The sequence below is a fragment of the Methylobacterium sp. WL6 genome (assembly GCF_008040095.1).
GTDB lineage: Bacteria > Pseudomonadota > Alphaproteobacteria > Rhizobiales > Beijerinckiaceae > Methylobacterium.
In genome coordinates, this window is record NZ_VRVH01000115.1 from 1 (window position 1) to 13,454 (window position 13,454).

Here is a 13,454-nt window from a genome sequence, read left to right on the forward strand (position 1 = left end):
GCCCCGACGAGCGCCGCCGCCGCGACGACCCCGACCGGCGGCTTCCTCAGCCGCCTGCGCGGGTTGTTCGGCGGCTGAGACGCGGCGGCCTCGGCCCTAGACGACAGAGAGGACCGCGCGGTGATCCGCGCGATCCCTCGGTTGCCGGTACGGAGCCACGTCATTCCCGCAAGCGGTAAGGACTGCGGAGTGCGGGAGGATCGGTATTTCCGAACGCCGGTCAGACCAGGCTGAACTGCAGCTCGCCCAGCCCTTCGAGGCTCGATACGATGACGTCGCCCGGCTTCAGCCATTGCCGCTCCGCCCGCGGGATCTTCTCGCCGAAGATCACCCCCTGCGGCGTGCCGGTGTAGAAGACGTCGCCCAGCTTGATGGTCATCACCTTCGACGCGAAGCTGATCAGCTGGCGGCAGTTGAAGATCATGTCCGCGGTCGTCCAGTCCTGCCGCACCGCGCCGTTGACCTTGGTCACCAGGCGCAGATTGTTCGGGTCGGGCACGCGGTCGGCGGTGACGAGGTAGGGCCCGAGCGGAGCGAACCCGTCCGAGGTCTTGCCGATCATGAACTGCGAGGTCAGCGTCTGCAGGTCGCGGGCGCTGAAGTCGTTGCCGGTGGCGTAGCCGGCGACGTAGTCGAGCGCGTCGGCCTCCGAGACGTCGCGGCATTCCCGGCCGAAGACGATCACCAGCTCGGTCTCGTAGTCGAACTCGCGCGCCGCCTGCGTCGGCAGCCGGATCGTGCCGCCGTGATGGTTGAGCGTGTTGTTGTACTTGTTGAACAGCGGCGGGTCCTTCGGCGGCGGCGTTCCCGTCTCCTCGGCGTGCTTGCGATAGTTGAATCCCATCATGATGATCTTTTCCGGCCGGGTGACCAGCGGCGCGTAGGCGATCCGGTCCTCGGGGATCGTCAGCCGCGGGTCGGGGGCCGCCTCGACCGCGTCGATCACCGCGCGCAGCATCGGGCCCTTCCCGTTCTGCAGAAGGTCGTCCATGTCGGCCGGCACCGGCAGGCCGACCGCCTTCCCGGCGGCGGCGACGTCGAGCACGCCGTCCGGGGTCTTCAGGCCGAGGCCGTAGCCGCCGTCGCGGCGCAGGTTGATCAGGATCATGTCGCGCGGCATGCCGAAGGCGGTCGGCGCGGGCGGCCCCTTCTCCGCGGCCCGTGCCGCGACCGGGGCGGCCATGGCGGTGGCCGCGAGACCGGCCGTCGCCTTCAGGAAATCGCGTCGATCGCACATCGTTCTCTCCTCCCGAGATCGTCGATGCCTGGGTGGCGGCCCTTCGACGGGCCATCCGCGTGCCCGACGCCGCGAAGCCGCGTCGAGACCGCCAGGATGCGCCGATCCCGGATCGATGTCAGGAGCCCGGGACCGGTCGAGGCGACAGGCTGGTCAGGATGTCGTCCGGCGATTCACGCGGCCGCGGCCGTCTCGGCGAGTCCCCAGGCCTGCGCCAGCAGGCTGTAGGAGCGCCGCCGGGCCTCCTGATCGGGAACGGCGCAGACCACCATGATCTCGTCGGCCTGCGTCGCCTCGGCGAGGCCCGAGAGCAGGGCGCGCACAGTCTCCGGCGTGCCGACATGCAACCGGTCTCGGCCGCGGGCGATGCGGGCGCGCTCGGCATCGCTGTAGGGATAGGCTTCGGCCTCGGTGAGCGTCGGGATCGGAGCGTACTCGCCGCGCTCGCGCCGGAGCGTCGCCAGCTGGGTGCTGAGCGCCAGGCGCTCGGCCTGCGCCTCGGTCTCGGCGCAGACGGCCGCGACCGCGAGGATCGCATGGGGCCGGGTGCCCCACCGCGAGGGCTGGAAGCCGCGGCGATAGTCGAGCATCGGGCCACGCGCGTCGAACGAGGCGAAGTGCTGGGCGAAGGCGAAGCCGAGCCCGAGGCGTGCGGACAGATGCGCGCTGTAGTCGGACGACCCGAGCAGAAAGATCGGCGGCAGCGGCACGCCGGCCGGCATCACGGTCACGGTGTTGAACGGATGGCCCTCGGGGAAGCCGCCGGTCTCCCACAGCATCAGCTCCTGCAGCCGCTCGAGGAAGTCGTCGCCGCCGCGCGGCGCCTCGCGCCGGCGCAACGCCTGGGCGGTGATGCCGTCGGTGCCGGGCGCGCGCCCGAGGCCGAGGTCGATCCGCCCGGGAAACAGCGCCTCCAGCACCTTGAAGCGCTCGGCGACCATCAGCGGCGCGTGGTTCGGCAGCATGATCCCGCCCGAGCCGACCCGGATCGTCCGGGTCGCGGCCGCGATCTGGCCGACCATGATGTCGGGGGCCGGGCTCGCGACCGAGGGCAGGGCATGGTGCTCGGCGAGCCAGTATCGCCCGTAGCCGAGGCGGTCGACGTGGCGGGCGAGGTCGAGGGAGTCGCGCAGCGCCTGAGCCGGGCTGGAGCCGGAACCGACGAACGACAGGTCGAGGACGGAGAGCGTTGCCATCGCCAGGAGATGGTGTCGCCGGAAGCCGCCGTCGAGGCGGCGGCCGAGCACGAGCCCTGCACCCCGTGCGTGACGTTTGCCGGCGAACCCCGAGCCGGCGCCTTGCTCGTCCCAGGAGCCGCGACTACGGTCCCGCCGCCGTCACGGGACGGCGAAACCTGCATGAAAACCGGAGCACCCGACCATGGGCTTTCTCGCCGACGCCCTCTCGCGCGTAAAACCATCCGCGACGATCGCGATGACGCAGAAGGCGCGCGACCTGAAAGCCGGCGGCATGGACGTGATCAGCCTGTCGGTCGGCGAGCCCGACTTCGACACGCCCGAGCACATCAAGCAGGCCGCGATCGAGGCGATCGCCCGGGGCGAGACCAAGTATCCGCCGGTGTCGGGCATCGTGCCGCTGCGCGAAGCGATCGTGAAGAAGTTCAAGCGCGAGAACGGGCTCGACTACAAGGTCTCCCAGACAATCGTCGGCACCGGCGGCAAGCACGTGATCTACAACGCGCTGCTGGCAACGCTGAACCCCGGCGACGAGGTCGTGATCCCGCGCCCCTACTGGGTGTCCTACCCGGAGATGGTGGTGCTCTGCGGCGGCACGCCAGTCTTCGCCGAGACCGACATGGCGCACGACTTCAAGCTCCAGCCCGAGGAGCTGGAGCGGGTGCTGACGCCGAAGACCAAGTGGATCATCCTCAACTCGCCGTCGAACCCCTCGGGCGCCGCCTACAGCCATGCCGAGCTGAAGAAGATCACCGACGTGCTGATGCGCTACCCGCACGTCTGGGTGCTCACCGACGACATGTACGAGCACCTGACCTACGGCGACTTCGAATTCGTCACCCCGGCGCAGATCGAGCCCGGCCTCTACGGGCGCACGCTGACCATGAACGGCGTCTCGAAGGCCTACGCGATGACGGGCTGGCGCATCGGCTACGCCGCCGGCCCGGAGAAGCTGATCAAGGCGATGGACTTCGTCCAGGGCCAGCAGACCTCGGGCGCGTCCTCGATCTCGCAATGGGCGGCGGTGGCCGCGCTCGACGGCACGCAGGCGCACCTCGCGCAGTTCAAGGCGGCGTTCCAGGAGCGGCGCGACCTCGTGGTCTCGATGCTGAACCAGACCAAGGGCCTGCAATGCCCGACGCCGGAGGGCGCGTTCTACGTCTACCCGTCCTGCGCCGAGACGATCGGGCGCACGACCCCGTCAGGCAAGACCATCGCCACCGACGAGGACTTCGTGACCGAGCTGCTGCAGGCGGAGGGCGTCGCCGCCGTGCACGGCTCGGCCTTCGGCCTCGGCCCGAACCTGCGCATCTCCTACGCCACCTCGACCAAGACGCTGGAGGAAGCGTGCAACCGCATCCAGCGCTTCTGCGGCTCGCTGCGCTAGCACGACGACGGCGGGCACCATCGGGTGCCCGCCACTTCGATACGGATCCGCCGCGGATCGTCCCTGTGGTTCGGGCCATGGCTTGAGGTGATTCGATGCCGACCATCGCCGTCATCGCCCCGGGCGCCATGGGAAGCGCGGTCGCCCGCCGCCTCACCGAGAACGGCGTCCGCGTCCTGACATCGCTGACCGGACGGAGCGCCGGGACCCGCGACCGCGCCCGGGCCGCCGGCATGAGCCACGCCGACGATGCGGAGATCGCCGCGGCCGACCTGATCCTGTCGATCGTGCCGCCGGCCGATGCCGCCGGCCTCGCGGCCCGCCTCGCCCCGAGCCTGGCGGCTCAGCCGAAAAAGCCGGTCTACGTCGATTGCAATGCGGTGTCGCCGGCGACGGTGCACGGCATCGCCGCGATCATCGCGGGCACGGGCGCGCCGTTCCTCGATGGTGCGATCCTCGGGCTCCCGCCCGAATCCGGCGCGAAGGGGCCGCGGGTCTACGTCGCCGGCGACGACCTCGCGCCGCTGATGGCCCTGCGCGCATGCGGCCTCGACATGCGGGCCTGCGCGGGTGGCGTCGGGGCGGCGTCCGGCCTGAAGATGGCCTATGCCGGCATCAACAAGGGCCTGAAGGCGGTGGCCGCGGCGATCGTCCTCGGCGCAGAGCGCGCGGGCGCCGCCGACGCGCTGCGGGCGGAGCTGATGGAGAGCGAGCCGGAGCTGCTCGCCCGCTTCGCCGGCGGGTTTCCCGACATGATGCCGAAGGCCTACCGCTGGGTCGCGGAAATGCACGAGATCGTCGACTTCCTGGCGCCGGACCCGGCCGGCGGCGCGATGTTCGCCGGGGCGGCCGAGACCTTCGCGCATCTCGCGGCGCCCGAGGGCGAAGACGACGTCGCCACGCTCCTCGCTTTCGCCGAAGCGGCAGGCGGATCGTCGCGGACGCGCGGATCGTCCTGAGCATCGGTTGCCGGCTCTTTGCACTTCACCTACATCGGCGGTCCCCGCGGCCGATGCGCCTGAAGGTTTCGCGAGCCCGCTCGGGCCTGCATGGACGCGGGGTCGGCAGTGACGGGGCGGCCCGGACCAGTTCTCTGGACCGCTCCTGTGAATCCTGGTGGGCCGGGGTGCTGCAGGCGTGTCGGAGGCGCGGGGAACAGGAACCGCGGACCCGGCGCATGGCCCACACAAGTTTCGCCCCGTTCCGGGACGGCAGCCGGTGCCAACCTTCGGATTTCGTTCACGCTCATCGGCAACAGTGGCAATGGGCCGGGGAACCGGTCGTGTGTCACTGCGTTTTGTCGGGCTTGACCATCATGCGGGGGTTCCTCACCAGCGGCGTCAAGGCGATCCTGGCGATCGCGGCGCTGTCCACCGCCGCCCATTGGGCGCTGCGGGTCCAGCGCGATCCGGCGCCGAGCACTCAGGTTCTGGCGAGCCTGCCCGATCCGGTGACCACCGGGTCGATCGAGCCGCGCAAGCCCGAGCGCGTCGCCGCCCAGCCGGCGCAGAAGGCGGCCGCGGACCTCGACCAGGATCACCTCTCGGCGCTGATCGCCAGCACCACCGGCCTGAAGCCGAAGGCGCAGAAGGCCGTCGTCGCCAAGCGCTGAGCGGAGAACGAGGCTTCCATTCGACGAAAAGGCCGCCCGCCGAGAGGGCAGGCGGCCTTCTCTGGTGTCGTCGCGCGATCAGGCGGCGAGGGAGCGGGGCTCGTGCCGCCCTTCGGCGATCTCCTCGATGATCTTCGCCGAGAACGCATCGAGATCGCCGGGATTGCGGCTGGTGACGATGCCGTGGTCGGTCACGACCTCGCGGTCGTGCCAACGGGCGCCGGCATTGATCACGTCGGTACGGATCGAGGAGAACGAGGTCAGGTCACGGCCCTTCGCCGCGCCGACCTCGATCAGCAGCCACGGCGCGTGGCAGATCGCGGCGACGACCTTTCCCGAGGTCACGAAGGCCTTGATCACCTCCAACGCCTTCGGCTCGAGGCGGAGCTTGTCCGGGTTGATCTGGCCGCCGGGCAGGACGAGGGCATCGTAGGCAGACGGATCGACGGTCTCGAGGTCGAGGTCGACCGCGACGTTCTTGCCCCAATCGGTCTTGTCCCAGCCACGGATCGATTCCGGCTTCTCGCGCGATTTCGGCGACGCGACGTGGACCGTCGCGCCGGCCTGCCGCAGCTTGGCCTGCGGGACGGTGAGCTCGGTCTCCTCGAACCCGTCGGTGGCGAGGATCAGGACCTTGGCTTGCTTGATGTCGGGCATGGCGGTTCGCTCCGATGGATGACGTCGGCCGGCAAACCGGGACGTCTCCCCGCGGTTCCCCGACGATCCGGCAACCCAGGAATGCGCGGAACCCTCGCGCAGGCGATCCGTTGGCTAGCTCATTCCCAACTGCACGAGGCAGCGCATGGCCAATCCCGGCCTTCCGACCCCCGAACCGACCCCCGGGGACCTTCCGCCGCCCGTCCCGCCGGACGAGATGCCCGATATCGGGCCGACCGGGCCGCGCACGCCCTATCCGGTGAACGATCCCGGCATCGACGAGCCCGGCGGCCCCGGCTCGGAGCCGGACGTGTTTCCCGGCGCCCCGACCGATCCCGGCGTCAGGATGTAGGACCGGCTCAGTGGCCGCCGTGCGACGCCCGCACGTCGCGCGGGGCCGCGAGGATCTCGGAGAGGCTCGTCGCCACGTGACGGGCCTCTTCGTCGGTCAGGCGCAGCTGGAACGGCGGCAGGGCGCCGGCCTGGAGCGCGACGACGGCCTGGCCCTGGTCGTCTGTGCCGATCTCGATCGCGGAGGAGGTCACGTCGAGCATCGCGATCTCCTCGTCGCCCATCTCCTCGGCCATGTCGGGCTCCTCAGGTTCGTCGATGGCGGTGAGCAGTTGCCCGACGGCGCGCACGAGGGCGCGGGCGGCGCGGGCATCCATCACCACGGCGGTCGCCTGATCGTCCTTCTGGAAGGAGAGCTGGATGTTGGCCCCTTCCAACGAAACCGAGATACCTGCCATGGATCGCCTAAAAGCCTGAGCGCGAACCCTTATATGCACTGGGGCCCACGAGAATCCCAGCCGCCGGGCCTCCGCTTTTGCCCGGGCACGCCGAGAACCTGCATCCCTGCCTTGTTGCGGCCGCAGGGAGCCCTTAGATAGGGTTGTGGGGGGCCCAAACCCTGGGACGGACGCCGGTTACGGGTTCCTTGCCCGACGCCCTGCCACCCATACCAGACTTAGAAGTCAGTCGATCCGTTCGCGCTTTCACGAGCGCGAGGGCTCGACCCATCGTCGATACGAGGTTCTCTACGTGAATACCGGTACCGTGAAGTGGTTCAACGAGACCAAGGGCTACGGCTTCATCCAGCCGGATGACGGCGGCAAGGACGTGTTCGTCCACATCTCCGCCGTCGAGCGCGCCGGCATGCGCAACCTGATCGAGGGTCAGAAGGTGTCTTACGAGATCCTGACCGACAAGCGCAGCGGCAAAGACGCCGCCGGCAACCTCCAGGCTGCCTGAGGCCATCGGTCTCCCATCCACGCGGCCGTGAACACGGTCGAAACCATCCGACGCTGCCATCCTCCGGGAGCGGCCGCGCCGGACGGTCAAGGTAAACGCAATCTTAATCGCAACACCACAGAAACAGAGCCGGGCCCGCCGCGTGGCGGAGCAAACCCGGTCACATCGGAAGACAATCAAACACACCATGTTGTTCGAATACACCCGACGCCGTAGCGTCCGGTCGCCCGTCACGGATTCAGCGACCTTCAAGGTGGGGTGCATCAAGCAGAGCGCGACGTCGGACGCCCCGACCCTCGACCTCTCCCACCTCATCGATCGATCCTACAATTATCATTCGCCCCGAGAGTTGCGCTGGCATCTCGCCGACCGCCTCGGGCTCGCGCCGGCCGCTCTGGCCCTTCGCGAAGCCGCCCACGCCTGACCACGCCGAGCCGATCCTGCAAGATGCAGGATCGGCTCTTCTTCGTTTCGGGCCCGCTCAAGCCCGCGAGATCGTCACGACCGGCCCCGGTCCCAGGCCGACACGACGACGTCGCGCAGGTCGTTCGGCAGCGCGACCAGCTCGCCATGCACCGGATCGGTCCGGTTGTAGACGGTCGCGACGCCGGACATGTCGCAGACGGAGCCGCCCGCCTCGCGCAGGATCAGGTCGGCCGCCGCGAGATCCCAGTCGCGGGCATCCGAGGAGACCAGCCCGACATCGACCGAGCCTTCGGCGACGCGGGCCACGCGCAGGGCCAGCGACGGAATCCGGTCGATGCGCTCGAAGGCGGCGTCCCCCAGATCGCGCGAGACGCCACGCCCCAGCCGGTCGATCATCGGCTTCGGGCCTGTGACGCGGGCCGTCGGCAACGCGACGCCCTGCCGCGCGCCGATCGGCTCGCCGTTGCGCGTCGCGCCCCGCCCGTGGATCGCCTCGTAATCGTGCCCGAGCGCCGGCGCGTTCACGAAGCCGATCACCGGCTCGCCGGCCTTCAGCAGCGCCACCGCGATCGACCAGTCCCGATGCCCGGACAGGAAGGCGCGGGTCCCGTCGATCGGGTCGACGATCCAGACGAGGTCGTGACCGATCCGCACGGCGTCGTCGGCCGTCTCTTCGGACAGCCACGCCGCCGCCGGCACGATCTGGCTCAGGCGGATCTTCAGGAAGGTGTCGACGGCGACGTCGGCTTCCGTCACCGGCGAGCCGCCGGCCTTCGACCAGATCTTCGCCGAGGTCTGGCTGCCGGCCCGGAAGAAGGGCAGGGCGAGGGAGGCCGCCTCGCGAAGCGCCTCGCGCAGGTCCGGCATCAGGGCGTGCACGAAGTCCGCTGAGATCGTATCGGTCATGGCGGTCCGTGTCCGGCGACGGGGGAGGGGATCGGCATCGCGGCTCGCGCCGACCCGCGCGCCGATGCGACGTGCGGATGGTCCCGATCGCGACAGGGGGGCGGCGCGCCGGAGCGCGCGACCGCACCGTTGTAGGGTCTGCCCCGAAGCGCCACAAGGATCGCGAGGCCGCAGCGCGGAACCGGCGGTTTTCATCGATCGCGGCAAGGAACCGTTGAGCATTCCGAGCGCGAACGCGCTGTCCACGATCGCTTAACGCTCACTCTTAAGGCACCGTGGGGAGGTTAGACGCCAATCTGCTTGGCATAACGGACGACCCGAGCAGGTCGCCACTTGCAAATGGACGGCGGGCAGATGAACACGTTCGACACCATGGACCGGAACCCGACCGATCATCTTGCCGAGACCGATCGCCTCGATCGCGACGGCGCCGCGCCGGCGCGCTTCGCCTTCGACGCCTCGCCGCTGCCGGTGTTCGGCGCCGCCACCGCGACGTCCAAGGCCGCCGGCATCGCGCTCACCTTCGCGACCGACGAGGCGGAAAGCTGCGGCGAGGACCGGTTCGACCTCTGCCTCGTCGACGCCGCCGGCGCCGTCGTCGCCCGTCTCGGGCCGTTCTGCGAGGAGGAGGTCGTCGCGATCTGGCGGGACCTCGCCGCCCGCACCGGCTTGCCGCGGATGATCGTGCGCGAGGACGGCGTGCTCGCCACCGTGTCGGCGCAGGTCGGCCGGCTGATGCTCGGCAAGACCCGCATTCGGCGCCGGCACGGCTCGCTCGACGACCGCCGCCCGCGCTTCCTCGTGCGCCGCAAGACCGGCCGCCTCCCGGTCCGCCCGCAGATCCACCGCGGCGAGAACGAGATCATCGCCCGCTCGTGAGCGCTCAGCCCGGCCAGCCCTGGTTGATCGTATCGGCGGCGAGCCCCGCGAACAGGATGAGCCCGGCCCCGCGATTCGAGCGGAACAGGGCCAGCGCCTCCCGCCCGTCCCGCGCCTTGAGCCGCCAGACCTGCCGGCCGAGATGGCCCGCGAACGCGGCGACGCCCAGGAAACCGAGCAGTCCCGCCCCGGCCCCGTAGGCCGCCGCGCCGATCAGCAGCACGGCCGCCCCGTAGCAGGCCCCGACGGCGACCCGAAGCCGGCCGCCGAAGAACCGCGCCGACGAGCGGATGCCGGCGATCTCGTCGTCCTCGATGTCCTGCACCGCGTAGATCGTGTCGTAGCCGACCACCCAGGCGATCGTGCCGGCGTAGAGCAGCCAGGCCGGTGCGGCGAGCTGGTCGAGCAGGGCGGCCCAGCCCATCAGCGCCCCCCAGGAGAAGGCGAGGCCGAGCACCAGCTGCGGCATCGACATCACCCGCTTCATGAACGGGTAGATCGCCACGGGGATCAGCGAGCACAGCCCGACGCCGATGGCGAACGCATCGAACTGCATCAGGACGAGGAAGCCGACCAGCGCCTGGGCGGCGAGGAAGATGGCGGCGGCGCGCGTGCCGACCTGCCCCGAGGGCAGGGGCCGCGAGCGCGTGCGCTCGACCTGCGCGTCGAGGTCGCGATCGGCGATGTCGTTGTAGGTCGAGCCGGCCCCGCGCATCGCCACCGCGCCGACGAGGAACAGCAGCAGGTGGCGCGGATCGGGCCAGGGCAGGCCGGCGCGGGTGGCGGCCAGCGCCGTCGACCACCAGCACGGCAGCAGCAGCAGCCACCAGCCGATCGGCCGGTCGATGCGGGCGAGGCGCAGGTAAGGCCGGGCGGCCCGCGGGGCGAGCCGGTCGACCCAATGGCCGGTCACCGCGTCGGCGACGCGGGATTCCACCGCCTTCGCGGCATTCACGACCGGGGCCCGGACGGGATGAGGAACGGGTGGGAGGCGGGTCGCATCCGCCTCAGAGCGCGCCCTGCGGCATCTTGAACTGACCGGTCAAGCCCGGGCCGCCGAGGAGGCCGCCGCCGCCGCCGTTCTGGGCCTGAGCGCGGGCCTGAGCCTCCATCTTGGTCGCCTGGGCCGCGATGCCGCAGATCTTGGTGCGGATGCCCACCACCTTCGAGTGGTCGGCCTTGAAGCCTTCCGCGAACGAGTCGGGGATCGAGCACCACTCCTTGTTGGCGGCGATCCACTTCATGCCCTCGACGCCGTTGGACTGCAGCTTGCCGAACAGCGCGCAGGCCTCCTGCGGGGTCATCTTCTTCTTTCCGTTCGACGCCACGTTCGCCTTGGCGACGAGATCCTTGCGGGTCTGCAGCGTCGTCTGGATCGCGCCGCACTCGGCGGACTGGGCGAAGGCGGCCGTGCTGGCCAGGAAGCTGCCCGCGACGAGGGCGGCGGCCAGTCCGTAGGTCTTGTAGCGCATGGTCTCGTCTCCCTGGAGATCCGCCCCGGTCGCAGGCGATGCGCCGTCGGCATGGCGCGCAGCGTCGACGGATGTCGTCTTCGAGCCGGAGGTCGGCCGCGCTGCGGTACGGCCGGTCCGGAATGTCCGGGCTCCGCTTCGCCATAGGAATGTGGCGTCAATCGAGCCGCAAACGGGCCGGCTCCGACATGGCGGCGTAACGTTTCGAAAACCCGCGCCCGTGATGTTTCGGCAACATCGGCGCCGCCTCGCTCCGGCGTTGACAGCGGCGATCCAGCACGCGACGGAGCCCGGATGGCGGCCTACGACTTCACCGCGCCCCGTCTCCACGTGGCGCACGACCTCTTCGCGGGCGCGAACCTTCCCCTGGACCGGGCGCAGGCGAACTATCTGCTCAACGTCCTGCGCCGGCAGCCGGACGACTCGGTGCTGCTGTTCAACGGGCGGGACGGCGAGTGGCGGGCGAGCCTGGTGCCGTCGGGGCGCAAGAGCGCGCATCTGACCGTCGTCGACCGAGTACGGCCCCAGACCGCACCGCCCGACCTGCACTACCTGTTCGCGCCCCTGAAGAGCGCGCGGCTCGACTACCTCGCCCAGAAGGCGGTCGAGATGGGGGCGGGCACGATCCGGCCGGTCCTGACGCGCTACACGCAAGGCGACCGCCTCAACACCGAGCGCCTGCACGCCAACATGATCGAGGCGGCCGAGCAGTGCGGCATCCTCGCCGTGCCGGCCTTGATGGAAGCCGCGCGCCTGCCCGCGGCGCTCGCCGACCTCGCGCCGGAGCGGCTGCTGGTGTTCTGCGACGAGGACGCCGCGATCGCCGACCCCGTCGCCGCCCTGCGCCGGGCCGCGGATCCGGCGGGCCCCGTTCCGCTCGCAGTGCTGATCGGCCCGGAGGGCGGGTTCGCGCCGGAGGAGCGCGCGGCGATCCTGGCGCGGCCCAACTCCGTGGCGCTCTCCCTCGGGCCCCGCATCCTCCGGGCCGACACCGCCGCGGTCGCGGCGCTCGCCCTGATCCAGGCCGTACTCGGCGACGCGCGATGATAGCCCTGTCGGCGTGCGCCCGCGCACATCGACCGCGCGCGGCGCCTCCGACGCCCGACGATTGCCGGTCGAAGCGGGGCAGGGGCGCTCAAGGTCGCGTTGTCGGGTCCGGCGCCCTGGATTATGGACGACCCATCCCGGCGACGGGGCACGACCGCATCGCTCTTTTCCAGACGGCCGGCGCGCTTCCCGAGTTCAGCCCATGATTTCACGGCGAGGCAGCGCATGGCGCGCGATACGTCCGACACGACACCGCTCACCACGCGTGTCGAACTGATCGACTGGTTCGCGGCCGGCGAGAAGCCGCGCGAGAGCTTCGCGATCGGCACCGAGCACGAGAAGATTCCCTTCTACGTCGAGACGCGCGAACCGGTGCCGTATGAAGGCGAGCGCGGCATCCGCGCCCTGCTGGAAGGCGTCGGCCGCGAGACCGGCTGGGAGCCGATCCTCGATGCCGGCCACGTCATCGGCCTGTCGGCTGCGGAAGGCGGCGCGATCTCGATCGAGCCCGGCGGGCAGTTCGAACTCTCGGGCGCGCCGGTCGCCGACGTGCACGCCACCGCCCGCGAGCTCGACGAGCACCTGGCCGCGACGAAGCGCGTGGCGGACGGCCTCGGCATCGGCTTCCTCGACCTCGCGATGAGCCCGAAATGGTCGCGGGCCGAGACGCCGGTGATGCCCAAGAGCCGCTACAAGATCATGGCCGGCTACATGCCGAAGGTCGGATCGCTCGGCCTCGACATGATGCTGCGCACCGCCACCGTGCAGGTCAACGTCGACTTCGCGTCGGAAAGCGACATGACGCGGAAGCTCCGCGCCTCGCTCGCGCTGCAGCCGGTCGCGACCGCCCTGTTCGCCAACTCGCCCTTCACCGACGGGCGGCCGAACGGCTTCCTGTCGCGACGCTCCGAGATCTGGCGCGACACCGACGCCGACCGCACCGGGATGCTCGGCTTCGCCTTCGACGCAGGCTTCGGCTACGAGGGCTACGTCGACTGGCTGCTCGACATGCCGATGTACTTCGTCAAGCGCGGCGACACCTACCACGACGTCTCGGGCGCCTCGTTCCGCGACCTGATGGCCGGCAAGCTCGCCCAGTTGCCGGGCGAGTACGCCACGGTCTCCGACTGGGCCAACCACGCCTCCACCGCCTTTCCCGAGGTTCGGCTCAAGCGCTTCCTCGAGATGCGCGGCGCCGACGTCGGCGATGCCGGCATGATCGCAGCGCAGGCCGCGTTCTGGGTCGGCCTGCTCTACGACGAGGCGTCGCTCGATGCCGCCCTCGACCTCGTCTCGGGCTGGAGCGCGACCGACCGGGAGGCCCTGCGCGCCACCGTCCCGCGCCTGGGCCTCGCGACGCCGGTCGCGCGGCGCAGCCTGGGCG

16 protein-coding genes are annotated in these 13,454 nt (G+C 70.6%); 9 read left to right on the top strand and 7 right to left on the bottom strand.

Annotated features, from left to right (window positions below; genetic code table 11):
* Positions 1–220 precede the first annotated feature (220 nt).
* Both FV230_RS15715 and FV230_RS15720 read right to left on the bottom strand, forming a co-directional pair.
* Positions 221–1,237, bottom strand: coding sequence for a fumarylacetoacetate hydrolase family protein (locus FV230_RS15715; RefSeq protein WP_147843059.1), 1,017 nt, complete (start codon positions 1,235–1,237; stop codon positions 221–223).
* A gap of 173 nt (positions 1,238–1,410) precedes the next feature.
* A complete protein-coding gene (locus FV230_RS15720) occupies positions 1,411–2,433 on the bottom strand; it encodes an LLM class flavin-dependent oxidoreductase (RefSeq protein WP_147725965.1) in 1,023 nt (340 codons plus the stop codon).
* A gap of 184 nt (positions 2,434–2,617) precedes the next feature.
* On the opposite strand from FV230_RS15720, the gene FV230_RS15725 reads away from it, so the two are divergent.
* The 3 genes from FV230_RS15725 to FV230_RS15735 all read left to right on the top strand — a co-directional run bounded on the left by FV230_RS15725 (position 2,618) and on the right by FV230_RS15735 (position 5,432).
* Positions 2,618–3,820: a pyridoxal phosphate-dependent aminotransferase gene (locus tag FV230_RS15725; protein ID WP_147843060.1), complete on the top strand. Its 1,203-nt coding sequence runs from the start codon at positions 2,618–2,620 to the stop codon at positions 3,818–3,820.
* 95 nt (positions 3,821–3,915) lie between these two features.
* A complete protein-coding gene (locus FV230_RS15730; RefSeq protein ID WP_147843061.1) occupies positions 3,916–4,779 on the top strand; it encodes an NAD(P)-dependent oxidoreductase in 864 nt (287 codons plus the stop codon).
* A 356-nt stretch (positions 4,780–5,135) separates the two neighbouring features.
* Positions 5,136–5,432, top strand: a complete 297-nt coding sequence (locus FV230_RS15735) for a hypothetical protein (protein ID WP_147725955.1) — start codon at positions 5,136–5,138, stop codon at positions 5,430–5,432.
* Positions 5,433–5,510: 78 nt separating this feature from the next.
* Here FV230_RS15735 and FV230_RS15740 read toward each other — a convergent pair whose 3' ends face one another.
* The gene (locus tag FV230_RS15740; protein ID WP_147843062.1) at positions 5,511–6,089 is read right to left on the bottom strand and encodes a type 1 glutamine amidotransferase domain-containing protein; all 579 of its coding nucleotides are present in this window, start codon (positions 6,087–6,089) and stop codon (positions 5,511–5,513) included.
* A gap of 145 nt (positions 6,090–6,234) precedes the next feature.
* Here FV230_RS15740 and FV230_RS15745 point away from each other — a divergent pair, with 145 nt between their 5' ends.
* Complete coding sequence (locus FV230_RS15745) at positions 6,235–6,441, top strand: hypothetical protein (protein ID WP_147725957.1); 207 nt, start codon at positions 6,235–6,237, stop codon at positions 6,439–6,441.
* A 7-nt stretch (positions 6,442–6,448) separates the two neighbouring features.
* Here FV230_RS15745 and FV230_RS15750 read toward each other — a convergent pair whose 3' ends face one another.
* Positions 6,449–6,838, bottom strand: a complete 390-nt coding sequence (locus tag FV230_RS15750; protein WP_147843063.1) for a hypothetical protein — start codon at positions 6,836–6,838, stop codon at positions 6,449–6,451.
* Positions 6,839–7,130: 292 nt separating this feature from the next.
* Between FV230_RS15750 and FV230_RS15755 the strand changes: the two genes are divergently transcribed.
* Together FV230_RS15755 and FV230_RS30795 are read left to right on the top strand one after the other, a co-directional pair.
* Positions 7,131–7,340, top strand: a complete 210-nt coding sequence (locus FV230_RS15755; protein ID WP_147725959.1) for a cold-shock protein — start codon at positions 7,131–7,133, stop codon at positions 7,338–7,340.
* Between the two features lie 187 nt (positions 7,341–7,527).
* Complete coding sequence (locus FV230_RS30795; protein ID WP_147725966.1) at positions 7,528–7,764, top strand: AsnC family transcriptional regulator; 237 nt, start codon at positions 7,528–7,530, stop codon at positions 7,762–7,764.
* Between the two features lie 74 nt (positions 7,765–7,838).
* On the opposite strand, the gene FV230_RS15765 is transcribed toward FV230_RS30795, so the two are convergent.
* Positions 7,839–8,672, bottom strand: a complete 834-nt coding sequence (locus FV230_RS15765; RefSeq protein ID WP_147843064.1) for a 3'(2'),5'-bisphosphate nucleotidase CysQ — start codon at positions 8,670–8,672, stop codon at positions 7,839–7,841.
* A gap of 354 nt (positions 8,673–9,026) precedes the next feature.
* On the opposite strand from FV230_RS15765, the gene FV230_RS15770 reads away from it, so the two are divergent.
* The gene (locus FV230_RS15770; protein ID WP_246694869.1) at positions 9,027–9,551 is read left to right on the top strand and encodes a DUF6101 family protein; all 525 of its coding nucleotides are present in this window, start codon (positions 9,027–9,029) and stop codon (positions 9,549–9,551) included.
* Between the two features lie 4 nt (positions 9,552–9,555).
* On the opposite strand, the gene ubiA is transcribed toward FV230_RS15770, so the two are convergent.
* Both ubiA and FV230_RS15780 read right to left on the bottom strand, forming a co-directional pair.
* The gene (gene ubiA, locus FV230_RS15775) at positions 9,556–10,506 is read right to left on the bottom strand and encodes a 4-hydroxybenzoate octaprenyltransferase (RefSeq protein WP_147843065.1); all 951 of its coding nucleotides are present in this window, start codon (positions 10,504–10,506) and stop codon (positions 9,556–9,558) included.
* Positions 10,507–10,558: 52 nt separating this feature from the next.
* The gene (locus FV230_RS15780; protein ID WP_147843066.1) at positions 10,559–11,023 is read right to left on the bottom strand and encodes a hypothetical protein; all 465 of its coding nucleotides are present in this window, start codon (positions 11,021–11,023) and stop codon (positions 10,559–10,561) included.
* A 294-nt stretch (positions 11,024–11,317) separates the two neighbouring features.
* Between FV230_RS15780 and FV230_RS15785 the strand changes: the two genes are divergently transcribed.
* Both FV230_RS15785 and FV230_RS15790 read left to right on the top strand, forming a co-directional pair.
* On the top strand, positions 11,318–12,070 hold the full coding sequence (locus tag FV230_RS15785) for a 16S rRNA (uracil(1498)-N(3))-methyltransferase (RefSeq protein WP_147843067.1): 753 nt from the start codon (positions 11,318–11,320) through the stop codon (positions 12,068–12,070).
* A gap of 225 nt (positions 12,071–12,295) precedes the next feature.
* Positions 12,296–13,454: glutamate--cysteine ligase (locus tag FV230_RS15790; protein WP_147843068.1), on the top strand; the 1,159-nt coding region annotated here is incomplete at its 3' end.